Genomic DNA, 24,055 nt, shown 5'->3' on the forward strand with positions numbered 1-24,055 from the left:
ATCTTTGAACAAAAAAGACACAAAAAGTCGCAATCTGCTACAGACAAAATAGACAGCTCTGTCGCACGATAGAATATGAAGCAAAATCATTAACTTCATCAAAAAAACAACTGGAGAACAAATATGTGGTCACTTATTGTTGCTATTGTGGTTGGTTTCTTCGCTGGCTTAATCGCTCGTGCTTTGCATCCAGGTGATGACAAGGCAGGCTTTATCGTTACCACTTTAATTGGTATTGCAGGTTCACTTCTAGCCACTTATGGTGGTCGCTTACTTGGCTTTTACGGAGAAAATTCAGCTGCGGGCTTTATCGCTTCCGTAATTGGTGCAGTCATTATTTTGTTTATTTACAATTTGATTGCACGAAAAAGCTAATCTTTAGTTCATTCATGAAAAAAGCACCCTATGGTGCTTTTTTTAATATCTTTATAGACCTAGCTCTTTCCAGACTTCCTGAATTTCTTCAGCAGACCTTGTACCTACTAATTTAAAACCGTTTGCAAAAATTAGGGTAGGAGTAGCATTAAAACCTAATTTTCTTCCAAGCTCCAAGTTTCGGTCAATTGGGTTTGTACAGCTCGCAACCGTTGGTTTAACACCTTGTTCAATTAGCTTTTTCCAAGAGTATGATTGGTTTGGTGCACACCAAACTTGTCTGGAAACGACAATAGACTGAGGTTTTAAAGGATAGATAAACGTGTAAATTGTTACGTCTTTAAGCTTATCTAGTTCAGGTTCAAGCTTTTTACAGTAAGGACAATTTGGGTCAGAAAATACCGCTAAAACATGCTGACCATTACCTTTAACTGTTTTAATGGCATCTTTTAAAGGTAATTGTTTCCAATCAATTGAATTCTGCCCTAAAACTAAGTCTTTGGTTAAATTCTTCTGATCTTTTAAGCGAATCATAGAACCTACCAACATATGCTGACCATCTTCACCAAGGTAAATGATTTGTTGATCCAGATTAGCGCTATATAGTCCGGGCATTTCGGTTTTCTGAATATTGCTAATTTTCAAATTAGGATATTGTTTTTTAATATTTTCCCTAACAGTATCCACATTAGCGAAACTCAAACTTGTAGTTAAGCTAAATAATGCCAATATTCCTAATTTTTTAAGCATAAAACCGACTCATAGAGAGGAAAGAATATCATTTTAATCAGTTCATCTTATCAAAACAGAGCTGATTACGAGTTATAACCAAACTCCCACTTAGTTAATCCAATGTTTCACGTGGAACATAAACAGCTTTTAAAAGCTTTCTCAATCTGATTTTGATCATGACGTGATACACTATAGCCGTGCATAACATTTAAACCCAATATACTCCCTACCAGTATATTGAATTATTAAGAGAAAACAGATGAGTCACATTGGTCAGGATAAAAAAATTCTTAATCGTGTAAAACGACTAAAAGGGCAAATCAACAGCATCGAAAATGCGATAGAACAACCAGAATCCTCATGCATCGATATTTTGCAGCAAGTTGCAGCCATCAAAGGTGCAATAAACGGTTTAATGAGTGAATTGATGGAACAACACTTACACCACCATGTACTTCAAGGTGCAGAAGTTGATCAAAATGAGTTAGAGGAATTTTTAAAAGTTTTAAAGAGATACGGCTAAGGAAATTACTGGATGACATAGCACTCTACATCATCCAGTTTTTTTATTATTTTCCAATACAGAAAGAACCAAAGATTTTGCCTAATAGGTCGTCAGCGCTAAAGTCGCCTGTAATTTCACCTAAAGCATTTTGAGCAAGGCGTAATGACTCGGCAACAAGCTCACCAGCGTTAAATACAACAAGTTGCTCACGTGCTTCTGAAAGATAGAGTTGTGTGCGCTTCATTGCGTCTAAATGGCGTGTTCTTGCAATAAACGTATCTTCCTCAGGGTGAAAACCTGCATGCGCTGTAATCGCATCTACGAGGCCTTGTACACCCATCTCTTGTTTTGCAGAAACTGTAATATGACGGAACCCCTGAAAATCAGTGATTTCGGCTAATTGACCGGTTAAATCGCATTTATTACCAATTAGCATTAAACGTCGCGGTTCAATATGCTCAGCAAAATATTCTTGAGCGAGTTGTAATGGGTCATCACCTTGATTCAAGTCGTAAACTAACAACAATAAATCGGCTTGTTCAATTTCCTTGATTGCTCTGCGAATCCCTTCTTTTTCGACCACATCACCCGTTTCACGAAGCCCAGCAGTGTCTGTTAAAGTGATTGGTAAGCCATTTAAGCTAATTTTTTCATGCAAAACATCGCGAGTAGTACCAGCAATATCAGTCACAATAGCCCGCTCTACACCAGCAAGTGCATTTAACAAGCTCGATTTACCCGCATTCGGTTTACCCGCAATCACAACTTGCAAACCTTCACGCAAAAGTTGTCCTTGTCGTGCAGATGTTTGAACTGCATGTACTGACTGCTGAACATCTTCGAGTAAAGCTAAAATTTTGCCATCTGCTAGGAAATCAATCTCCTCTTCAGGAAAATCAATTGCAGCTTCTACATGCAATCGTAAATGGATCAGTTTTTCTAAAACTGTATTAATTTTTGTTGAAAAGGCACCTTGTAAAGAACGGACTGCCGAACGAGCCGCAGCTTGCGAAGTCGCATCAATCAAATCCGCAATCGCTTCAGCTTGTACCAAGTCCATTTTGCCATTTTCAAAAGCTCGCATGGAGAATTCACCAGCTTTTGCAGCAATTGCACCAAGCTCAAATAAGCGACCAAGCAAGGCATTTTGAATAACTGGACCGCCGTGACCTTGTAACTCGACAACATCTTCACCAGTAAAGGAGTGCGGATTTGGAAAGCACAACACTATCCCTTCATCCATGATGCTTCCATCTACATCATAAAACTTACGGAAACCAGCCATGCGTGCTTCAGGCAAGTTTTTTTGCGTCAGCTTTTGAGCAATTTCATAGGCCTTAGGTCCAGATAAGCGAATCACGCCCACTCCACCACGCCCTGGTGGCGTTGCAATTGCGGCAATTGTGGTTTGACTTTGCATATTACTCACCTAAAAAACCCAAAATACAGCCAAAGAAAAATCCGCTTAAGATTACCATCTTAAGCGGATTGATTCAGCAAAAGTTCAACGTTTAAGATGCTGATTCAGTCTTGTTTAGACGACTTTTCGCAACACTCTTGTTAATAAACGACTGCTGTAAAATAGTAATACTGTTGTTCACAATCCAGTACAACACCAGACCTGCAGGGAAGAACAACATAAATACCGTGAACATAATCGGCATAATGCGGAATACTTTCGCTTGCATTGGATCAGCAGGTTGCGGGTTCAACATTTGCTGAGCAAACATTGTCGCACCCATAATTAATGGCAAGATGAACCAAGGATCCATTGCTGACAAGTCTTGAATCCAGCCTAACCATGGCGCATGACGCAATTCCACACTTTCCATGAGTACCCAGTACAAAGCAAGGAAAATTGGCATTTGTAGCAATAATGGTAAGCAACCTGACAGTGGGTTAACTTGTTCACGTTTATAAAGTGCCATCATTTCTTGCGAGAAGCGCATACGGTCTTCACCGAACTCTTCTTTCATGCGTTGCATTTCTGGTGCAATCACACGCATTTTCGCCATAGAACGATAACTTTTTGAAGATAAAGGCCACAAAATCATCTTCACCATAATGGTAAGCAAGATGATCGACCACCCCCAGTTACCAACAATACTATGGAAGAATTGAAGACCTAAGAACAACAACTTGGCAATTGGCCATAACCAACCATAGTCAACAGTCTGGTTTAAACCTACAGCCAAATCTTTTAATTCAGATTGTACTTTTGGACCTGAATAAAGCTTCGCATCTACTTCCATTGAAGTGCCAGCTGGAACATTAATTACTGGCGACGTAAAGCCAATAATATTCATATGATCCGCAGACTGACGAGATTCAAGCTTCGCAACATAAGGCTGACCATTTGCTTGGGTCAGTTTAAGATTTCCAGGAATCCAAGCACTAACGAAATAATGCTGAACAATCGCAACCCATCCACCTTTAGCTTCAGTATTTACTTTTTCTTCTGAGAAATTAGCAAATTTAAGCTTGTTATAGTGTGAATCAGGCGTACCCCATGCTCCACCTAAGAAAGTTCCTAGTGTGAAAATACCTTGAGAAGACTTACCAGGATCCTCAGAGTTATCGCGCTTTAATTGTCCAAACATCTGACCTTGCCAATTTTGTTGGCTACGGTTAATGACTTGATGGCTTACAACAATCGGATACTGACCTTGAGTAAAGGTGAAAGTTTTAATAATTTCAACGCCTTCTGGTGTTTTAAATACCATAGGAACATTTAAAACTTTTTCAGCTTGACCCTTTTGATCTTGTACACCTTTAGCATCAGCCAAAGTATATGATGTTTTTTCAACCGCATATAACGGACGACCACCACGACTACTGTCTGGTCCATTCAAACCAATTAAGCCAGATTGAGCAACATATGTACGCTTGGCATCATTTTCAAGCATAACAAAAGGTTGATTACTGTCTTTGCTTTTGTCGTGAGAGAGTAATTCAATACGAACAATATCACCACCTTTTGGATTAATCCAAATATGGTAAAGGTCAGTTTGTACTGAAATAAGCTGTTGATTCACAGGTGCAGTTGCATCTGTGGTTTGTGACTGCGCAATATTTGCTTGTGGCACATCGGAAGCCACTGTTGCAGTTTTGGCATTTGGCAAATCAGCAGATACTTCATGCGAACTTACAGCCGCCGCTTGTTGTTGCGGTGCAGTTGCAGCATTTCCATAATCTTTTTGCCAAGCCAAAATGAGCAAATATGCGGTGACAAACATGGCCCCGAGAATTGCAAACCTGGCCCATTGTTGCATATCTATTACCCCAAATGGTTAGAGAGATTTTGCTTCATTAAACGATCACGAAAGGGTACAGCAACATGATGCGTTTGAGAATCTATTTGATGAAACGAAATAAAACGAATTGCTTTTGGCGGTACCGGATCATATCCGGAGCCTCCCCACGGATGACAACGGCAAATACGTTTAGAAGATAACCAAACGCCTTTAATTGCACCATGAGTTTGTAATGCTTCTATCGCATATTGGGAACAAGTTGGAATATAACGACAACGGGGTCCAAGAAGCGGACTAATCGCAATTTGATACAGACGAATCAACCAACGCAAAATACGAACCATTGGTCATCTCTTAGTTCTGCGAGGTTGGGACAACTTTAGAATGTTTTTTTGCCAAGCGTTGTAATTTTTGCCAAGCAAAATCTAATTGTTGATATAGCTCAGCATTCGTAATCGTTTCAATACCAACTTTAGGCATTACAACAACATCTATGTCTAACCCAAATTTCGGCTGATTAAGACGAAAGCTCTCACGGGCAAGACGCTTTATTCGATTTCTTTCATGCGCACGGCGCACCTTTTTCTTAGCAACGACAATACCCAAACGGCTATTAGGCTGTTCGGTGAATTTTGCAAGAAATAAAAAATGGGGCTGATGCACTTTAAAAAGCGCACCATCAAATACACTTTTATAATCTGCAGCACAGCGTACACGACGATCTGTGCTAAAACTGTAAAGTGCCATCACACCCAAGTCTGGTCAGCTAACAGTAATTAAACAGTTAAGCTATGACGACCTTTTGCACGACGACGAGCTAAAACTTGACGACCAGCTTTAGTTGCCATACGAGCACGGAAACCATGAACGCGCTTACGCTTTAATTCAGATGGTTGGAAAGTACGTTTCATATTGAAACTCCCAAAAATGATCTTTCTATAAAGGTCCGCGATTTTATTGTGCAATGTTTACGCTGTCAATGAAAAACCGAGAAAGTTTTGTATTTAAGTCAAATTTTTACATTCCTACCTTCTGTTTATATTTAGCTACTTTTTCTTATTTAAGAGTTATGCACAAAGTAATTGTTTATTTTTATTGAGACTTTTAAGATATACACTTCTTATTTACATACTTATCAACAAACCAAGATGTCAAAGTGGTTCTAGTTTGGTATATTTGAATTTAAATTCATATTTTTTAGTTATCCACAATTTGATGCGACCCTATTATATAAATTCAAATTTTAAAATTTAAATTTATTCTTATTAGTGTGGACTTTTTCTGTGGATTTCGTAGTTTTAAATTTAAAAAACATATATTTGAGTTGTTGATAACTCTGTTTTTATTAACTTTATAGATTGTGGATAAGTTTATGTGTTAATTTATCCACAGGATGTGCAAAAAGTTATTCACAATTGGTTTTGAATTTAAATTTATTCACAAGAGTTTTCTTTTTAGACAAAATCAACTGAAATCGTCATGACAGATGTGGATAACTTGGGTAGAATGGCGACCCCTTCTTATCAGGAAGGGTTAATCTTTAAATGATTTGAATTTAAAACGCAGACATAGGGGATACACATGCTTTGGACAGACTGCTTAACTCGCTTGCGACAAGAGCTCTCTGATAACGTCTTTGCGATGTGGATTCGCCCTTTAGTAGCTGAAGAAGTGGAGGGTATACTACGTCTATATGCTCCTAATCCTTATTGGACGCGTTATATTCAAGAGAATCATTTAGAGTTAATTTCTATATTGGCAGAACAATTGTCAGAAGGACGAGTGCGTCAAGTTGAAATCTTGGTCGATTCCCGTCCTGGTAGTATTTTGTCTTCTAATGAGCAACCTGCAACTACTACAGCAGCTTTACAGACTGCTCCTGTAGCTCAACCTGTTAAGGTTAAAAAGGAAGTAGAAGCTGTTGCTAATAATGTTGTTAATCCTAAAACATCAAAAAAGAAGCTTTTAAATCCACAATTTACATTTTCTTTATTTGTTGAAGGCCGTTCTAACCAGATGGCTGCTGAAACATGCAGGAAGGTTTTAACGCAATTAGGTGCATCTCAACACAATCCTTTGTTTTTATATGGCCCAACGGGCCTTGGTAAAACTCACTTAATGCAAGCAGTTGGTAATGCATTGCTCCAAGCTAAGCCGAATGCGAGAGTCATGTATATGACTTCGGAAAGTTTTGTACAGGATTTTGTGAGTTCCTTACAAAAAGGAAAGGTTGAAGAATTTAAGAAAAATTGTCGTTCTCTAGATTTATTATTAGTTGATGATATTCACCTTTTGGCTGGTAAAGAAGCTAGTCTTGTTGAATTCTTTTATACATTTAACGCCTTACTTGATGAATCTAAACAAATTATTTTAACTTCTGATCGCTATCCTAAAGAATTAACAGAACTTGATCCTCGATTAGTTTCTCGTTTTTCTTGGGGGCTATCAGTCGGTGTTGAACCGCCAGATATTGAAACACGAATCGAAATTTTACTTAAAAAAGCTGAAAATAGTGGCGTTGATTTGCCTAGAAACTGCGCATTATTTATTGCTCAACAAGTGGTAGCGAACGTACGTGAACTTGAAGGTGCGTTGAATAAAGTGGTTGCAATTTCACGTTTCAAAGGTGCTCCGATCGACCTTGATGTCGTACGAGAGTCTTTAAAAGATGTATTGGCGATTCGTGCACGTACAATTAGTGTAGAAAATATACAACGCGTGGTGAGTGAATATTTCCGTATCCCGTTAAAAGAATTAGTGGGTCCAAAACGGACACGAATTTATGCACGACCACGTCAATTGGCGATGGGTCTTGCTCGTGAATTGACGGGTGATAGTTTTCCGGAAATCGGAATGGCTTTTGGTGGACGAGACCATAGCACCGTAATGCATGCGTGTGAAAAAGTGGTTAGTTTGCGGGAAGAAGATCCTATCTTTGACGAAGATTATAAGAACTTATTACGTCTTCTTCAGAGTTAATGAAATCATAAGACGTTGTTGCAAAGTCTCCATAAGTGCAGCATAGTACACAGCTAAAAAATGAAATGTTTGCTCCAAGTTGCTAGAGGAATGAATCGTGCGTTTGAAAATCGCTAAAGAAAGTTTACTCAATGTTTTATCGCATGTTGTCGGTGCGGTAGAACGTCGTCATACCTTGAATATTCTTTCAAACGTCAAAATTCAGACTAATGGTCAAGCACTCACCATTACAGGTTCGGATTTAGAAGTTGAACTGGTGGCGAGTACTGCTTTATCAGAAGGGGCGTGCCTTGAAGCAGGTGAAACAACTGTTCCTGCGCGTAAGTTGATGGACATTTGTAAATCTTTACCTGCAGCTGCATTAATTGATTTACAAATTACTGAAGATCAACGATGTATTTTAAAGTCTGGTAATAGCCGTTTTGTATTAGGTACTCTGCCAGCTGAAGATTATCCGTTACTCAATACTGAGAATAGCCAAGGTACGCAAGTACAGGTGACTCAACGTGAATTAAAGCGTTTATTTGAAAAAACTGCTTTTGCGATGGCTGTACAAGATGTACGTTTTTATTTAACAGGTACTTTGTTAGAAATTGATGAAAATCAATTACGTGCAGTAACAACTGATGGCCACCGTCTTGCACTTTGTGAAATTTTGGCTTCTTCTAGTTCATCTCAATTAGTACAAGCAATTGTGCCGCGTAAAGCTGTTGGTGAATTACAACGTTTACTGAGTATTGAAGATGAGCAACTTACCTTGCTTATTGGTCGTGAATTATTAAATGTGACGATTAATACGCCAAGTCGTGATAAAGAACAAGGTGATATTACCGTTCGTTTTACGACGAAATTGATTGACGGAAAATTCCCTGATTACCGCCGTGTGATTCCACGTGGTGGTGATAAACATGTTTTGATTGGTCATGATGTATTTAAGCAATCATTACAGCGTGTCGCAATTTTAAGTAATGAAAAATTACGTGGTGTTTTCTTAAACTTTAATCAAGATTCTTTGCAGCTGCGTGCAAATAACCCTGAACAAGATGAAGCGATTGAAGATTTAGCAATCCAATATCAAAATTCACCATTAGAAATGTCATTTAATGCTCAATATTTGCTTGATGTATTAGGTGTATTAGATGGTGATGATGTCAATATGAGCATGACTGAGGCGAACCAATCAGTATTGGTACAAGATCCAGCTCACCCTGATCAGACTTACGTTGTTATGCCGATGCGTGTTTAATTTGGTTTAATTCTATGCATCTTACGCGTTTAAACATAGAACGTGTGCGTAATTTAAAAACGGTTGCACTCCATGGTTTGCAACCGTTTAATGTTTTTTATGGCGCCAACGGTTCAGGAAAAACTTCAATTCTGGAAGCAATTCATTTGCTTGCAACAGGTCGTTCATTTCGTACACATATTCCAAAGAATTATATTCAGTATGAAGCTGACGACGCGATTGTATTTGCCCAATCGGTGACTGAAAAAATCGGTATGCAGAAACTTGCTTCTGGTGAGCAGTTGATGAAAGTGAATGGCGATACGGTGGCAACACAAGGTCAGCTCGCGAAATTACTTCCTTTACAGCATATTGACCCCCAAAGTACAGATATTATTGATCATGGCGCTAAGCCGAGACGTCAGCTTCTAGATTGGCTGATGTTCCACGTGGAACCTGAATTTTATTTTGCATGGCAATACTACTCCCGTGCATTAAAACAGCGAAATACCTTACTCAAAACAAGACGCAATCTTTCTTTGGCTGATTTAGAGCCTTGGAACAAAATGTTGAGTGATTATGGTGAAATTTTACACTCTCAGCGTTTAAGCATCGTAGAACAATGGAATGTTTATTTTCAAAATGACTTAAGTCAATTGCTGCCTGATTTAGAGATTGAACTGGAATATAGCCCAGGTTTTCATACTGAGCAGGGACTCATGCAAGACTTGCTAAATCAGCATCAAAAAGACATTGAAAGACGTTATACAGAGTATGGTCCACATCGAGCTGATTTACGCTTAAAAACACCCTTTGGACACGCAGATGATGTTTTATCAAGAGGTCAGAAAAAACTCCTGATTATTGCTTTAAAACTGTCACAAATTGCAATGTTGCATGCGAGTAATAAGGAAACTGTGGTATTATTAGATGATCTGACAGCAGAATTAGACTTAACCGCACAACAACGTTTAATTGAACGATTAAGCCAACTTGGTAGCCAGGTTTTTATGACAACTTTAGATCATGCTTCGGTAAAAAAACACTTACATGATCTGTCCATTTCATATCAATTATTCAATGTTGAATCCGGTCAAGTTAGTCTTGCTTCACCATAATTTTTTGATGTTACCCATCTTTGAATAAACCTATATTTGCTAGGGAGAAACCATGAGTTCAGAGTCTCAATCAGCCTCTCAAACAGAACAAACCAATGAAAAGGCTTATGATTCCTCTAGTATTAAAGTATTACGTGGATTAGATGCAGTTCGTAAACGTCCGGGCATGTATATTGGGGATACAGACGACGGTACCGGTTTACACCATATGGTATTCGAGGTTGTCGATAACGCAATCGATGAAGCCTTAGCTGGCCACTGTGATGAAATCATTGTTACGATTCACGAAGATGAATCTGTGAGTGTTTCAGACAATGGTCGTGGTATTCCAACTGATATTCACCCTGAAGAAGGTGTTTCTGCAGCCGAAGTAATTCTTACTATTCTGCACGCAGGTGGTAAGTTTGATGACAACAGCTATAAAGTTTCAGGCGGTTTACACGGGGTAGGTGTTTCAGTTGTAAACGCACTTTCAAGTAAATTGCATTTAATTATTAATCGTGCTGGCCAAATTCATGAACAAGAATATCAACACGGCGATCCGCAATATCCTTTACGTGTGATTGGTGAAACGGATAGTAGTGGTACAACTGTACGTTTCTGGCCAAGTGAACTAACTTTTAGTCAAACCATTTTTAACGTTGAGATTTTAGCGCGCCGTTTACGTGAGCTTTCTTTCTTAAATGCGGGCGTGCGCATTGTTTTACGTGATGAGCGTATTAATCTTGAGCATGTATATGACTACGAAGGTGGTTTATCTGAGTTTGTAAAATACATTAACGAAGGTAAAACTCATCTCAATGAGATCTTCCATTTCACCGCAGATACCGAAAGTGGTATTGGTGTAGAAGTTGCATTGCAGTGGAATGAAAGTTATCAAGAAAATGTTCGTTGTTTCACAAACAATATTCCGCAAAAAGATGGTGGTACGCACTTAGCAGGTTTCCGTGCAGCTTTAACGCGTGGCTTAAACCAGTATCTTGAAAATGAAAACATTCTCAAGAAAGAGAAAGTCAATGTGACTGGTGACGATGCGCGTGAAGGTTTAACGGCGATTATTTCAGTTAAAGTTCCTGATCCAAAATTCTCGTCTCAAACGAAAGAAAAATTGGTATCAAGTGAAGTAAAACCAGCGGTTGAGCAAGCAATGAACAAAGAGTTCTCTGCTTACTTATTAGAAAACCCGCAAGCTGCAAAATCGATTGCTGGAAAGATTATTGACGCTGCTCGTGCACGTGATGCTGCGCGTAAGGCACGTGAAATGACACGCCGTAAGAGCGCGTTAGATATCGCTGGTTTACCAGGTAAATTAGCTGACTGTCAGGAAAAAGACCCAGCACTTTCTGAATTATATCTTGTCGAGGGTGACTCTGCGGGTGGTAGTGCCAAGCAAGGTCGTAACCGTAAAATGCAGGCTATTTTACCTTTGAAAGGTAAGATCTTGAACGTTGAACGTGCTCGCTTTGACAAAATGATTTCGAGTCAGGAAGTAGGTACATTAATTACAGCACTTGGCTGTGGTATTGGCCGTGAAGAATATAACCCTGACAAGCTTCGTTATCATAAAATTATCATCATGACCGATGCCGACGTCGATGGTTCTCACATCCGTACATTGTTATTAACGTTCTTCTTCCGTCAAATGCCAGAGTTGGTTGAGCGTGGTCATATCTATATTGCACAGCCACCTTTGTATAAGTTGAAAAAAGGTAAGCAAGAGCAATACATCAAAGATAACGATGCATTAGAAACATACTTAATTTCAAATGCGATTGATGAGCTTGCTTTACATATTAGTGCTGAAGCGCCTGCGATTACAGGCGAAGCATTGGCAAAAGTGATTCAGGACTATCAAGTTTCACAAAAGAGCCTACAGCGTTTAACATTGCGTTATCCAGCGAGCTTGCTTGATGCATTACTTGAAATGGAAGCGTTTAAAGCTGACCAGAATCATGATCAAGCTTATGTACAACAATGGGCTGATCAAGTACGTGAAGCTATACAACGACTACAGCCAAGTTTGCGTCCAGAAATTACACTGGAAACCTTTGAGCGTGAAAATGCTCAGGGTGAGAAAACTGCGCATTATTGGCCACGTGTGACAGTGTATGTTCATAACTTACCACATGCTTACTTACTTGATGCTGGCTTACTAAATTCAGCAGAATATGCTCGTTTATTGAAGAACTCGAAGAGTTGGTTCAAATTGATTGAAGACGGTGCATATTTACAGAAAGGTGATCGCCGTATTCAAGTGGCTAACTTCCATCAAGTATGGCAGCACATTTTGCAAGACTCACGTCGTGGAATGATGATTCAGCGCTATAAAGGTCTGGGCGAGATGAATGCTGAACAGCTTTGGGAAACCACAATGGACCCTGAAAACCGTAATATGTTACAGGTGACTATTGATGATGCAATCGAAGCAGACCGTATGTTTTCATGCTTAATGGGTGATGACGTTGAACCACGTCGTGCTTTCATTGAAGAAAATGCATTAAATGCAGATATTGATGCTTAATTGATAGCTAGATTCTAAATCAGTCTAGGGAGAGAAGATGATGAGTCAAAAAATTTTAGCAAGTATGCTGATTTCATGTGCGGCTTTAGTGAGTCATTCTGCATTTGCAGCTGACTTGGAAGCCGACATGAAAACTTTAGCAAAGAGCACAAAAGCCTTTGCTGAAGCGAAAGATCTCAATAACGCAAAACAGCAGCTTGTGATTATGCGTCAGGCAGCATTATCTTCAAAAAAATCTTTACCTCATAAGTTGGAGGGTTTACCGCCTGAAAATGTACAGGTAAAGCAATATCAAGCAGGTTTAGATCAGTTAGTTGCTGAGATTGATCGTGTTACAGTTTTGGTAAATAAGGGTCAATTAGACCAAGCAAAAACGGAAGCAATCAATTTAGTTAATATCCGTAATGAAAATCATAAGAAATTTAGATAACTTCATTTTTATCTAAATAAAATAAAGGGAATGATTCAATCATTCCCTTTATTCATTTGAAGGTACTAAATTTAAAAAAGATTAATTTTCTACCAAGTCTGTAACCTGAATGAGCGCGTGGCCAAATAAATATCCTGCTGTTAAGAGAATACAAATCCACAAAATAGCTCCAGCGACATTATAGATTAAAAATTTTCCATAACTCATATTGCTAGAGCCCGCAGCTAATGGTGCGAAAGAACGTGCAAAAGGAATAAAACGTGCCAGAAGAATAGTTTTGCCACCATGTTGTAAGAAATAACGGTTGGTTTTATTTAAATACTCTTTCTTAATAAAACGTGATTTTGCTTCAAAAATTCTGTTACCAAAATGACGACCGATAGAATAGTTCACAATATAGCCAAGCGTTGCAGCTACAGTCAGCAAAGTAATCATGTAACCTAGATGCATCATTTCAATCACTGAACACAAAGCACCAACGGTTAGAAGTAAACTATCCCCAGGTAAAAAGAACATAAATACAAAAGCTGTTTCAGAAAAAATAATCAAAAAGAGGATGGCATAGACCCATGCGCCATACTCCTGAATTAAAATAGGTAAAAAATGTTCAAAATTAGTAATAAAATCAATAAAATTCATTCAGTTTGTCTGATCCCGAATTAAATACCTACTAAACAAGGGTAAAAACGAAGTTACAGAATTTAGTTAAATTATCTGTGTATGGCAACCCTTAAGATGTAGCTTAAGTTTTATATGTTATCAAATTTGAATCTATCTCAAAAATTTAACAGCTGAATGAAATATTATTCGAAGTCATTCACATTTTTATATAGTAGCGCAAATAAAGCTTTTATTTGAACTAAAAGCCTGTACTACTATTTAAAAATACCAGTACAGGCAAGAACTTAGTTCTCGAAAGAGGCTTCCATTTCCTCAAGTTCCATCATGAGTTCTAAAAGTTGCTCTTCATATTGCTCAAGTTTAGCTTTGAGTTCAGTTTGTTCATTCATCAGCTTAAGCAAATCATCTTTACGTGCAGCTTCATATAATGAGCTATCCGCTAAAGCTTCTTCAATCTTAGCAAGCTGTGGCTGTAGCTTTTCAATTTGAGATTCAACTTTTTCAATATTTTTACGAATAGGTCGAGTTTGTTCACGACGACGCGCGGCTTCTTTACGCTGTGCTTCTTTATCGATTTTAGCTGGGGCAGAAGTGGTAGAGGACGAGTTATTTTGTGCTACGGCAGTTTGAGCATTAATTTGTTGCTGACGGGCTTCACGTAGCCATTTAGCATAATCCTGTAAATCACCTTCAAACTCGGTACATTTACCGCCGTGTACTAAAAGAAGCTCATCACACACACTGGCAATAAGTTGACGTTCATGGGAAACCAGTACGACAGCACCTTCAAAATCTTGTAATGCCATGCTCAGTGCATGACGCATATCAAGATCTAAATGGTTCGTTGGTTCATCGAGAATTAAAACATTTGGACGCTGCCATACAATCAGTGCCAGAGCCAAACGAGCGCGTTCTCCACCAGAAAAGCTTTCACATGGTGTATCCATGCGTTCACCACTGAAGCCGAAACTACCTAAGAAAGAGCGTAGGGTGGCTTCACTAATTTGTTTATCTGCTATACGGGCAAGCTGTAACATTGGGCTAGCGTGACCATCTAAAGCATCCATCTGGTGCTGCGCAAAGTAACCAATATTAAGCAGCTCGGAAGCTTTACGTTCACCTGCCAAAAGTGGTAAATCACCCACCAAGCTCTTAATTAATGTTGATTTACCTGCGCCGTTCATACCGAGTAAACCAATACGCGAGTTTGGTGTAATTTGAAGTCTAATTTTTTCAGCGATTTGTTTATCGCCATAACCTATGCTGGCATTGTCTAAGGTCAGCAACGGTGAACTCATTTTTGTCGGTTCACGGAAACTAAAAGTAAACGGCGTATCGACATGAGCGGGTGCGAGTTGTTGCATACGCTCAAGTTGTTTAATACGACTTTGTGCCTGACGAGCTTTAGTGGCTTTTGCTTTGAAACGGTCAATAAATTTTTGTAGGTGAGCACGTGTTTCTTGCTGCTTCTCAAAAGCTTGTTGTTGTTGTGCTAAACGTTCACTTCGAGTTGTTTCAAATGTTGAATAGTTACCCGTATAAAGCGTAAGTTCCTGATTCTCAATATGGAGAATATGATCTGTAATCGCATCTAAAAAGTCGCGGTCATGCGAAATGAGGATGAGGGTACCTTCATAGGCTTTAAGCCAGTCTTCTAACCACAAAATTGCATCTAAGTCTAAGTGGTTGGTTGGTTCGTCTAGTAATAATAAATCGGAACGGCTCATAAGGGTACGTGCCAAGTTTAAGCGCATACGCCATCCACCAGAGAAGCTCTCAACGTTTAAACGCAATTGATTTTCTAGGAAACCTAAGCCCGCCATGAGCTGCGCAGCTTTAGATGGTGCTGAATAACCATGAATCTCATCAAAACGACCATGTAATTTAGCTAACTCAAAGTCACTTAGTTGATCTGGATGAGCAAGCTTATTTTGAATATCCCAAAACTCTTCATCACCTGAAAGAACAAAATCAATTGCTGGCATATCCAAAGCTTTTACTTCTTGTGCCATATGCGCAACAGTCCAGCCTGTAGGACGGGTAAGTGAACCTTCATCTGCGCTTAAACTTCCAAGTAACGCTGCAAATAAAGTTGATTTACCTGCTCCATTGACCCCAGTCAGACCAATCTTCCAACCTGGGTGTAATTGCATAGACGCTTTTTGAAATAGAACACGTCCACCGCGGCGTAAAGAAACTTGGTCAAATTGAATCATCTTGTTTTATCGAGGTGAGTTAGGGATGCTGTATTTTAAAGAGAACTGACCGTGAAGACAAAGTTTTAGCAGTTTTAGTTTATAAATGCTGGGATTGCATGGCTTAACCTATCTCTATTTAAGCTATTCGTCTGAAAATATCTAAATTTTTAACGAGATAGACCACTTTTTAAAAAATATGGCTAAAATAAAAACAATTTAAAACTTGGTTGATAAATGAACTCCTAATAAAACTAGACTAGGGAAAGTCAAATGAAAAAAGGATTGGGGATAATTGGCACAGTATTTTGCTGTGCTATGGGAACAGCACATGCTGGGCAAAATGTATGTGTATTCGATTTATTGGGAAAATCAGGTGAATCCTACAAAATGATGGAAGAGTGGGCGCTTGCAGCCAAAAGTTGGCAAGCTGACATTACTTTAATTCCATTTCAAGATGAAGCTTTGGTAGATCGTAGACTGCGAGAGGGAAAATGTGACGCAGCTTATATGACCTCTATGCGAGCAAGAAATTATAATAAATTTGCAGGTTCGATTGATGCGATTGGTGGTGTGACCAGTAATGCAATTGCTCAAAAGGCGATTAGTTACGTTTTAGATCAGCGTAATAGACATCGCATGGTAACTACACAAAATGGAACAAACTACGAGGTTGTGGGTATTGTACAGATTGGTTTGGCTTATTTGTTTGTAAGAGATAAAAGCCTGAACTCAATTGAAAAAGTACGCGGTACTAAATTTGCTATTTTACAGTATGACGCAGCGCAAAAAATTATGGTTGAAAGTGTCGGTGCACATCCTATTCCATCGGAAATTACCGATTTTGTGAAAAAGTTTAATAGTGGCCAAGTCGAAGCAATTGCTGCACCTGCTTATGCTTATAAACCCTTAGAAATTGGTAAAGGCGTAGGAACGAATGGAGCGATGTTCACTTTTCCTGTTGTTAACGTTACAGGGGATTTAATAACAAGAAATGATAGATTTCCAGCCAACTTTGGAATCAAGTCGCGTGAATGGTTTATTAAACAGTTACCGCAAAACTTCAATATGGTAAAACAGTTGGAAGCAGGTGTACCGCCTAGAATTAAATTAAATTTTTCAGTTGAGGATAAGCTGAAATACCAAAAAATATTACGTGAAGGACGGCTCAAATTAACCAAGCAAGGTGTCTATGATGCGACCATGATGAGTGTGCTGAAACGTGCACGTTGTACGATTGAACGGACTAATTTTGAATGTACGCTCAATGATGAGTAGTTTGTTTTTTAATCACAAAATCGCTACACATATTTCAAAGCTGAATATGGGTATGAAAATTGTGAATATAAAAAGTAACTTACGGAAAATTAGAGATTTTTATTTCTAATAAATAATTTAACTAGAACAAACAATGATCCAATCAGATAAAAATATTTGAGTAAAAGCTCTATTTTTTTCTAAAAAACATGATTAATATCTGTGTTTGAAAGGAAACTTCAAACAAAAAATCTATTCCGTGGAAGGATGAAGAAAATGAAAAAAATCGTACTTGCTATGGCTGCCGCTTCTGTTGTTGGTTTTTCTGCTTCAGCACAAGCAGCGAGTACCGTGTGTGTATTCGACCTCTTAGGAAAAGCAGGCGACTCATATAAAATGATGGAAGAATGGGCTCTAGCTGCAAAAGGCTGGGGTACTGAAATTAACTTAGTTCCTCGTCAGGACGAGGCTGTTGCAGATAATGATTTTAAAGCTGGTAAATGTGATGCTGTAGCAATGACTGCTATGCGTGCACGCCAATATAACAAATTCGCAGGATCAATCGACTCGCTTGGTGGTGTTCCTAACAACCAAATCGCACAGCGTGCTATTACCTATGTATTAGATGCACGTAATGCTGCAAAAATGACAACTAACCTTGGTGGTAAAAAATACGAAGTTGCTGGTATCTCTCCGCTAGGTTCAGCATTTATTTTCGTACGTGACAAAAACATCAACTCTGTTGAAAAAGCTGCGGGTAAAAAATTCGCCGTATTAGGCTATGACGATGCACAAAAAATTATGGTGCAGCGTGTAGGTGCTCAGGCAGTTCTTTCTGATATTTCAAACTTTGCTGCTAAATTTAACAATGGTCAGGTAGATATGGTAGGTGCGCCTGCTTATGCATACAAACCATTAGAACTAAACAAAGGTTTAGGTGCAAACGGTGTAATGTGGAACTTCCCAGTTTTACACGTAACTGCTGACCTTGTATTACGTGCAGATAAATTCCCAGCGGGCTTTGGTCAAAAATCTCGTGATTGGTTCGTAAAACAATTACCTAAAAACTTTGCAATGATTAACCGCCTAGAAGCACAGATTCCGGGTAAATACAAAATGAACCTAAGTGCTGAAGACAAACTTAAGTACCAAAAAATGTTACGTGATGGTCGTATGGACTTAACGAAACGTGGTATTTACGATGCCGGTATGATGTCTGTATTGAAAAAAGCACGTTGTTCTGTAGACAAAGCTAACTTTGAATGTTCAATGGCTGGTGAATAATTCATATTGATCTTAAAAGCCTAGACTTAGTTCTAGGCTTTTTTGCTTTATATAGGCTGTCAATTCAGCCATTGTGGATAGTTAGAAAGACGTTAAGCTAAATTTAGATAAAAACTTCATAAGGAAACATGAAGGTATAAAAATGGATCAAGGACTTGAGTGATTAAAAATAATTGCTAATAGGTAGGTCAGTCACTATCTATTTTTCATGGAAGTAAAATCATAAAAGCAAATTCGGTCTATAAAAATATTCCAACATGATTTTTATATGAAGCCTATCCGACTCATACCTGATCGGTATGAAATTTCTTGGTATCGAAAAACAAAAACTCCACAAGGAAAGGAACAACGAATATGCAATTTTCCAAAACGCTATTACTTGCTATGGGACTTACCACAGTTTCTTTTGCAGTTCAGGCTAAACAAACGGTATGTGTTTTTGACTTCGTTGGAAAAAATGGCGACGTTTATGCACTCATGAAAGATTATCAACTTGCCGCTAAAAACTGGGGAGCTGATATCGAACTAAAAGTAAACCAGAATGAAGCAGTGATTGCTGAAGATTTTAAAGCGGGTAAATGTGACGGCATTAGCGTATCAGGGATGCGTGGTCGCCAATTTAACTCATTTACAGGTTCATTAGATGCTATTGGTGCGATTCCTGACCTCAAGCTTGCTGTAAAAATAATGCAAGGTTTAGCGAGTCCTACTTTTAGTAAATATATGGTTAATGGCCGCTACGAGGTTGTTGGTGTTATTCCCGTAGGAGATGCTTACCTTTTAGTAAACGATCGCAGCATTAATACGGTAGCCAAAGCTGCAGGTAAAAAAATTGCTGTACTAGATTACGATGAAGCGCAAAAGATTATGGTTCAGCAGGTAGGAGCACAGGCTGTGAGTGCTGATGTGACTAACTTTGGCGCTAAATTTAATAATCATCAGGTTGATATTATTGGTGCACCAGCAGCAGCGTTTAAACCTTTAGAACTACAAAAAGGCTTAGGTACTAAAGGAGCAATCGTTAACTATCCAATCTTACAGGTGACTGGAAATATTATTATTCGTCCAGATAAATTCCCAGCTGGATTTGGTCAGAAGTCTAGAGAATGGGTGGCAGGCCAGTTACCACGTGCGTTTACCATCTTAGGAAAAATGAAAGCGGATATTCCACAAAAATACTGGATGGATGTTCCTGCTGCAGATAAACCGGGCTATCAAAAGCTTATGCGTGAATCACGAATTAATCTTACAAAGCGTGGTGTTTATGATAAACGGATGATGAAACTATTATGGCAATTCCGTTGTAAACAAGATGCGAAAAACTTCGAATGCGGCTTGCAAGATGAGAATTACAAATAATCTTGATAAAAATACTCAAGATTCGCTTTAAACTTCGAAGACAGACCCTATATTGATTATGCTATACTCAATATAGGGTCTTTTTTATTTTGAAAGGCACAGCAAAATCCGAGGAACCATCATCATGAATGCCCAAGCTCTAGTTTTGACAGATAATGCTGCCAATAAGGTACGCCAACTCCGTGATAGTGAAGGGAATGACGATCTCATGTTACGTGTATATGTAACAGGTGGTGGATGTTCAGGGTTTTCGTATGGCTTCAATTTTGCTGAAAGCGTAAATGAAGATGACGCAGAATTCGTAAATGGCGATGTAAAAATGCTGGTTGACTCACTTAGCTACCAATACCTTATTGGTTCAGTAGTTGACTATGTAGAAGGTCTTGAAGGTTCGCGTTTTATCGTACAAAACCCGAATGCAACAACAACATGTGGTTGTGGTTCTTCATTCTCGATTTAAAAGAATTTTAAAATTTAAAAAACCTCTCTATTTTGAGAGGTTTTTTATTGCCTATATCTTTACTCTTCACGGACAGATTCTAAAAAATATTGCACGAGTTCTGGTGCATTTTGATATGGAATCCAATGCGATGCATCCATAAAAACTGCGTCATAACTATTTTTAAAATAATGTGAGTTTAGCTCTGCACTTTTTTCTGTAACGGCAATATCATGCTTACCCCAAATAAACAACGTTGGAACATCTATAGCTTTAAGCGAATTCCGAGCTTTATCCCAGAAAAATCCTCGATACCAATTTAACGCCGTTGTTAATCTATTTTCTTTTATAAATTCAGTTTCGAATATTTCAATTTGTTGTTCAGTCATGCCTGATGACTTTAGAAACTTACGGCCTAATTTCGGTATCTTTTTAAATAAAAGTTCGGGCAGAATCGGTAGCTGAAAAATTGCAAAATAATAAGATTTAAAAAGTTGTCTACTGCTTAAACAAGCTTTTAAAAATGCGGCTTGATGAGGTACAGAAACTAAAGTGAGATGTTGAATATATTGTGGATACTTCATGGCTACACTAGACGCAATTACAGAACCCCAGTCGTGCCCAATTAAATAAACTGGTTGACCAATCTGCTTAATAAAGCTTGCCACATCTTCTACAAGTTCACTCAGAGAATACTGAAATCGGCTTTGAGGCCTAGCATTTAAGCTATAACCACGTTGATGAATCGCGAGCGTTCTAAATCCATGCTGATGCAATTGTTCAGAAGTTTGCTCCCAACTATGGGCAGTTTCTGGAAAACCATGCAATAAAACAACGAGCGGACCATCTAGAGGGCCTGAATCAATCACATCGAATGTCCAAGCCCCACGAGTGTATTGATGAATACGGTTGGTCAAATCCATAACAACATGCCTTAAATTATTTTTTTCGGCATTTATCATGAGTTTTTATGTCCATTTACATAACAGCATTTCGGGTCAGTAAATGTGCTATGAGGTCGAATCTGACCAATCAAATCAATTAATAGTTTTATACCGCCGTGATCGTACCTAGAATTCTAAAATTAGAAGCACCTGTTACCGCTGGCAAATTACCACTTAAACCATTTACAAAACGCATAGCTAACCATGCAAATGCGGTAGCCTCCACCCAAGTAGGGGAGAGCCCTAAAACATCTGTAGGTTGAACAGACCAATTATGTTTACGTAAACGCCAACGTAATTGCTCTAACAAATAAGAGTTATAAGCACCACCACCACATACATATACTTCACCTGTTTCCATCTCAGAGCGATAAATCGCTTTTTGAATGGCACGCACAGTAAGCTTTAATAAAGTGGCTTGGATATTTTCAGGTGTATCTTCTAACTCATCATAAGTTAAATCATTTCGCCAATCGATTAACTGATCATCTAACCAGTCAATATTGAAGTCTTCACGTCCTGTGCTCTTAGGTGGTTCTTTAGAAAAATACTCATGTGCATGAAGACGGTCGAGTAAAGAACGAATAGGATGACCATAAGCGGCCCAATCGCCATTTTCATCATATGGATGACCCGTATGGCGATGACACCATGCATCCATCAAAATATTCGCAGGTCCCGTATCAAAACCAAATACGCCGTCAGGATTATTGGCAGGCAACATACTTACATTGGCAATGCCACCTAAATTCAAAATCACACGATGAATGCTTGGATGTTGAAATAATGCCTGATGAAAAGCTGGAACTAATGGAGCACCTTGTCCGCCTGCAGCCATATCTCTACGACGGAAATCAGAAACAACCGGAATCTGAGTAATTTCAGTAATGATGTTTGGATCGCCAATTTGTAACGTAAAGCCATGCTCTGGACGATGACGAATAGTTTGCCCATGTGAACCAATCGCTTTAATTTGGCTACGGTCTAATTGATGCTTTTCAATTAAGCTATTAATCCCGTGACCAATCATTTTGGCTAGGGCAACATCGGCTTTACCCATGCGGTCAATTTCATTGTCATCGGGTAAAGTTAATGCCATAAGCTCATCACGTAACTCGGGTTCGAATGGAACTGTAAGAGTGGCATGAAGCTGTAGTGGCTCAAATGAAGCCGCAACAATATCTACACCATCCATACTAGTGCCAGTCATTACGCCGATATAGATTGCGCTCATATACAACTTCCCCTGCAAGACGCTGAAAAAATGTTAGTATATCGCACAAATTGAATAACTGATGTGTTTAGGTTTTGTGATGTCAAATTTCTTGCCCGCCGAAGAACAGCTTGCCCTCATCCAACGAGGCACGCACGAAATTATTTCAGAAGAAGATTTACTGAAAAAGCTTAAAGAGAATCGTCCTCTTAAAATTAAAGCTGGTTTTGACCCTACAGCACCAGATTTACATTTAGGACATACGGTTCTTATTAACAAACTAAAAACGTTCCAAGACTTGGGCCATGAAGTTACCTTCTTAATTGGTGACTATACAGCGATGATCGGTGACCCAACTGGTAAAAGCGCGACGCGTCCGCCGTTGTCACGTGAACAAGTAGAAGCTAACGCTAAAACTTATCAAGAACAAGTTTTCAAAATATTAGATCCAAATAAAACAAAAGTACGTTTTAACTCAGAATGGTTTAATCAAAAGTCTGCTGCTGACCTTATTCAATTAGCAAGCCAGCAAACTGTATCTCGTATGTTAGAACGTGATGACTTTACTAAGCGTTATAGCAACCATCAGCCGATTGCAATTCATGAGTTTTTATATCCTCTAGTTCAAGGTTATGACTCAATTGCACTTGAAGCTGACGTTGAGTTAGGCGGAACAGACCAGACCTTTAACTTACTTATGGGTCGTACCTTACAAAGCCGTTATGGCCAAGAATCACAAGTATGTATCACTGTGCCGATTCTAGAAGGTCTAGATGGCGTAAATAAAATGTCTAAATCTTTAGGTAACTATATTGGTGTATTTGATACACCAGGGGCAATGTACCAAAAAGTATTATCAATGCCTGACTCTTTAATCGAACGCTATTTCGATTTATTAAGTTTTAAATCTCTCGATGAGATCAAAGCTTTATTAGATGAAATTGCTGCCGGTCGTAATCCGCAGGAAGTAAAACGTATCCTTGCGCTTGAGCTAGTTGAACGCTTCCATGATACAGAAGCTGCTGCTAATGCCCATAAGAGTGCTGGTAACCGTATTACAGAAGGTGAAGTACCTGAAGACACACCAGAAGTGACTATTTCACTTGGTGAGTTTGGAGGAGAAATCTTTATTGCTACGATTTTACGTGTAGCTGGATTAAATCCGAATGCTGCAGCTGCAAAAGATGCCGTAGCTCGTGGTGCAGTAAAAGTTGACTGGAATGCCGTTGATGCAAGCTTCTCTGTAAAAGAAAACGGAAGCTTCATTATTCAGTCAGGTAAAAAAGCAATTGCACGTGTAACGTTCACTGACTAAGAATGTTCTGTAGTGATAAAAAGCAGGAGTAATCCTGCTTTTTTTATTTCTGGATCATAAAATCAATTAAACGTTCCACGTGGAACCCACTAAACATAATTAATGATAAAAGAACTAATTTAAAAATAAGAAGAAATATAGGTTGAAATAGAGTATTTACTCTATTGTTTCTTTGGAATCTTTGGAATCTTTGGAATCTTTGGAATCTTTGGAATCTTTGGAATCTTTGGAATCTTTGGAATCTTTGGAATCTTTGGAATCTTTGGAATCTTTGGAATCTTTGGAATCT

22 protein-coding genes are annotated in these 24,055 nt (G+C 38.7%); 12 read left to right on the plus strand and 10 right to left on the minus strand.

Going from position 1 to position 24,055, the window contains the following annotated elements:
• Window positions 1-123: 123 nt before the first annotated feature.
• Window positions 124-375: a GlsB/YeaQ/YmgE family stress response membrane protein gene (locus ABFY81_RS18500; RefSeq protein ID WP_004706183.1), complete on the plus strand. Its 252-nt coding sequence runs from the start codon at window positions 124-126 to the stop codon at window positions 373-375.
• Between the two features lie 51 nt (window positions 376-426).
• Here the strand turns inward: ABFY81_RS18500 and ABFY81_RS18505 are convergent, their stop codons facing one another.
• Window positions 427-1,125 carry a DsbC family protein gene (locus tag ABFY81_RS18505; RefSeq protein WP_347914369.1) on the minus strand — a complete coding sequence of 233 codons (699 nt, stop codon included), beginning with the start codon at window positions 1,123-1,125 and terminating at the stop codon, window positions 427-429.
• A gap of 241 nt (window positions 1,126-1,366) precedes the next feature.
• Between ABFY81_RS18505 and ABFY81_RS18510 the strand changes: the two genes are divergently transcribed.
• Complete coding sequence (locus ABFY81_RS18510; protein WP_004706188.1) at window positions 1,367-1,630, plus strand: metal/formaldehyde-sensitive transcriptional repressor; 264 nt, start codon at window positions 1,367-1,369, stop codon at window positions 1,628-1,630.
• Between the two features lie 46 nt (window positions 1,631-1,676).
• On the opposite strand, the gene mnmE is transcribed toward ABFY81_RS18510, so the two are convergent.
• From mnmE to rpmH, 5 genes are all read right to left on the minus strand, one after another.
• Window positions 1,677-3,032, minus strand: a complete 1,356-nt coding sequence (gene mnmE, locus ABFY81_RS18515) for a tRNA uridine-5-carboxymethylaminomethyl(34) synthesis GTPase MnmE (protein ID WP_004706190.1) — start codon at window positions 3,030-3,032, stop codon at window positions 1,677-1,679.
• A gap of 91 nt (window positions 3,033-3,123) precedes the next feature.
• A complete protein-coding gene (gene yidC / locus ABFY81_RS18520) occupies window positions 3,124-4,884 on the minus strand; it encodes a membrane protein insertase YidC (RefSeq protein ID WP_004706192.1) in 1,761 nt (586 codons plus the stop codon).
• 5 nt (window positions 4,885-4,889) lie between these two features.
• A complete protein-coding gene (yidD, locus tag ABFY81_RS18525) occupies window positions 4,890-5,210 on the minus strand; it encodes a membrane protein insertion efficiency factor YidD (RefSeq protein WP_004706194.1) in 321 nt (106 codons plus the stop codon).
• Between the two features lie 10 nt (window positions 5,211-5,220).
• The gene (gene rnpA, locus ABFY81_RS18530) at window positions 5,221-5,613 is read right to left on the minus strand and encodes a ribonuclease P protein component (protein ID WP_004706196.1); all 393 of its coding nucleotides are present in this window, start codon (window positions 5,611-5,613) and stop codon (window positions 5,221-5,223) included.
• A gap of 29 nt (window positions 5,614-5,642) precedes the next feature.
• A complete protein-coding gene (rpmH, locus tag ABFY81_RS18535; protein WP_000831329.1) occupies window positions 5,643-5,777 on the minus strand; it encodes a 50S ribosomal protein L34 in 135 nt (44 codons plus the stop codon).
• Window positions 5,778-6,447: 670 nt separating this feature from the next.
• Here rpmH and dnaA point away from each other — a divergent pair.
• The 5 genes from dnaA (at window position 6,448) to cybC (ending at window position 13,139) form a co-directional block, all read left to right on the plus strand.
• Window positions 6,448-7,845: a chromosomal replication initiator protein DnaA gene (gene dnaA / locus ABFY81_RS18540; protein WP_049065436.1), complete on the plus strand. Its 1,398-nt coding sequence runs from the start codon at window positions 6,448-6,450 to the stop codon at window positions 7,843-7,845.
• Between the two features lie 97 nt (window positions 7,846-7,942).
• A complete protein-coding gene (gene dnaN / locus ABFY81_RS18545) occupies window positions 7,943-9,091 on the plus strand; it encodes a DNA polymerase III subunit beta (protein ID WP_004698161.1) in 1,149 nt (382 codons plus the stop codon).
• 14 nt (window positions 9,092-9,105) lie between these two features.
• On the plus strand, window positions 9,106-10,188 hold the full coding sequence (recF, locus tag ABFY81_RS18550; protein WP_019456681.1) for a DNA replication/repair protein RecF: 1,083 nt from the start codon (window positions 9,106-9,108) through the stop codon (window positions 10,186-10,188).
• Window positions 10,189-10,240: 52 nt separating this feature from the next.
• On the plus strand, window positions 10,241-12,709 hold the full coding sequence (gene gyrB, locus ABFY81_RS18555; RefSeq protein ID WP_068934753.1) for a DNA topoisomerase (ATP-hydrolyzing) subunit B: 2,469 nt from the start codon (window positions 10,241-10,243) through the stop codon (window positions 12,707-12,709).
• A gap of 37 nt (window positions 12,710-12,746) precedes the next feature.
• The gene (cybC, locus tag ABFY81_RS18560) at window positions 12,747-13,139 is read left to right on the plus strand and encodes a cytochrome b562 (protein ID WP_004698167.1); all 393 of its coding nucleotides are present in this window, start codon (window positions 12,747-12,749) and stop codon (window positions 13,137-13,139) included.
• A gap of 81 nt (window positions 13,140-13,220) precedes the next feature.
• Here cybC and ABFY81_RS18565 read toward each other — a convergent pair whose 3' ends face one another.
• Together ABFY81_RS18565 and abc-f are read right to left on the minus strand one after the other, a co-directional pair.
• On the minus strand, window positions 13,221-13,778 hold the full coding sequence (locus ABFY81_RS18565) for a VTT domain-containing protein (RefSeq protein ID WP_002051888.1): 558 nt from the start codon (window positions 13,776-13,778) through the stop codon (window positions 13,221-13,223).
• 266 nt (window positions 13,779-14,044) lie between these two features.
• On the minus strand, window positions 14,045-15,976 hold the full coding sequence (abc-f, locus tag ABFY81_RS18570; RefSeq protein ID WP_039250100.1) for a ribosomal protection-like ABC-F family protein: 1,932 nt from the start codon (window positions 15,974-15,976) through the stop codon (window positions 14,045-14,047).
• 252 nt (window positions 15,977-16,228) lie between these two features.
• Here abc-f and ABFY81_RS18575 point away from each other — a divergent pair, with 252 nt between their 5' ends.
• From ABFY81_RS18575 to erpA, 4 genes are all read left to right on the plus strand, one after another.
• Window positions 16,229-17,233, plus strand: a complete 1,005-nt coding sequence (locus ABFY81_RS18575; protein ID WP_347914370.1) for a putative solute-binding protein — start codon at window positions 16,229-16,231, stop codon at window positions 17,231-17,233.
• 255 nt (window positions 17,234-17,488) lie between these two features.
• On the plus strand, window positions 17,489-18,496 hold the full coding sequence (locus ABFY81_RS18580; protein ID WP_004698179.1) for a putative solute-binding protein: 1,008 nt from the start codon (window positions 17,489-17,491) through the stop codon (window positions 18,494-18,496).
• Window positions 18,497-18,850: 354 nt separating this feature from the next.
• Window positions 18,851-19,855 carry a putative solute-binding protein gene (locus ABFY81_RS18585; RefSeq protein WP_019456685.1) on the plus strand — a complete coding sequence of 335 codons (1,005 nt, stop codon included), beginning with the start codon at window positions 18,851-18,853 and terminating at the stop codon, window positions 19,853-19,855.
• Window positions 19,856-19,979: 124 nt separating this feature from the next.
• Window positions 19,980-20,315, plus strand: a complete 336-nt coding sequence (gene erpA, locus ABFY81_RS18590) for an iron-sulfur cluster insertion protein ErpA (RefSeq protein ID WP_002115421.1) — start codon at window positions 19,980-19,982, stop codon at window positions 20,313-20,315.
• Window positions 20,316-20,374: 59 nt separating this feature from the next.
• On the opposite strand, the gene ABFY81_RS18595 is transcribed toward erpA, so the two are convergent.
• Both ABFY81_RS18595 and ABFY81_RS18600 read right to left on the minus strand, forming a co-directional pair.
• A complete protein-coding gene (locus tag ABFY81_RS18595; RefSeq protein WP_347914372.1) occupies window positions 20,375-21,217 on the minus strand; it encodes an alpha/beta hydrolase in 843 nt (280 codons plus the stop codon).
• A 127-nt stretch (window positions 21,218-21,344) separates the two neighbouring features.
• A complete protein-coding gene (locus tag ABFY81_RS18600) occupies window positions 21,345-22,472 on the minus strand; it encodes an anhydro-N-acetylmuramic acid kinase (RefSeq protein ID WP_004698186.1) in 1,128 nt (375 codons plus the stop codon).
• 61 nt (window positions 22,473-22,533) lie between these two features.
• Between ABFY81_RS18600 and tyrS the strand changes: the two genes are divergently transcribed.
• Entirely contained in the window at window positions 22,534-23,766 is a 1,233-nt protein-coding gene (tyrS, locus tag ABFY81_RS18605; RefSeq protein ID WP_347914371.1) for a tyrosine--tRNA ligase, read from the plus strand.
• Window positions 23,767-24,055: the final 289 nt, after the last annotated feature.

It is taken from the genome of Acinetobacter sp. WA-87 (assembly GCF_039938935.1).
GTDB classification, from domain to species: Bacteria; Pseudomonadota; Gammaproteobacteria; order Pseudomonadales; family Moraxellaceae; genus Acinetobacter; species Acinetobacter seifertii.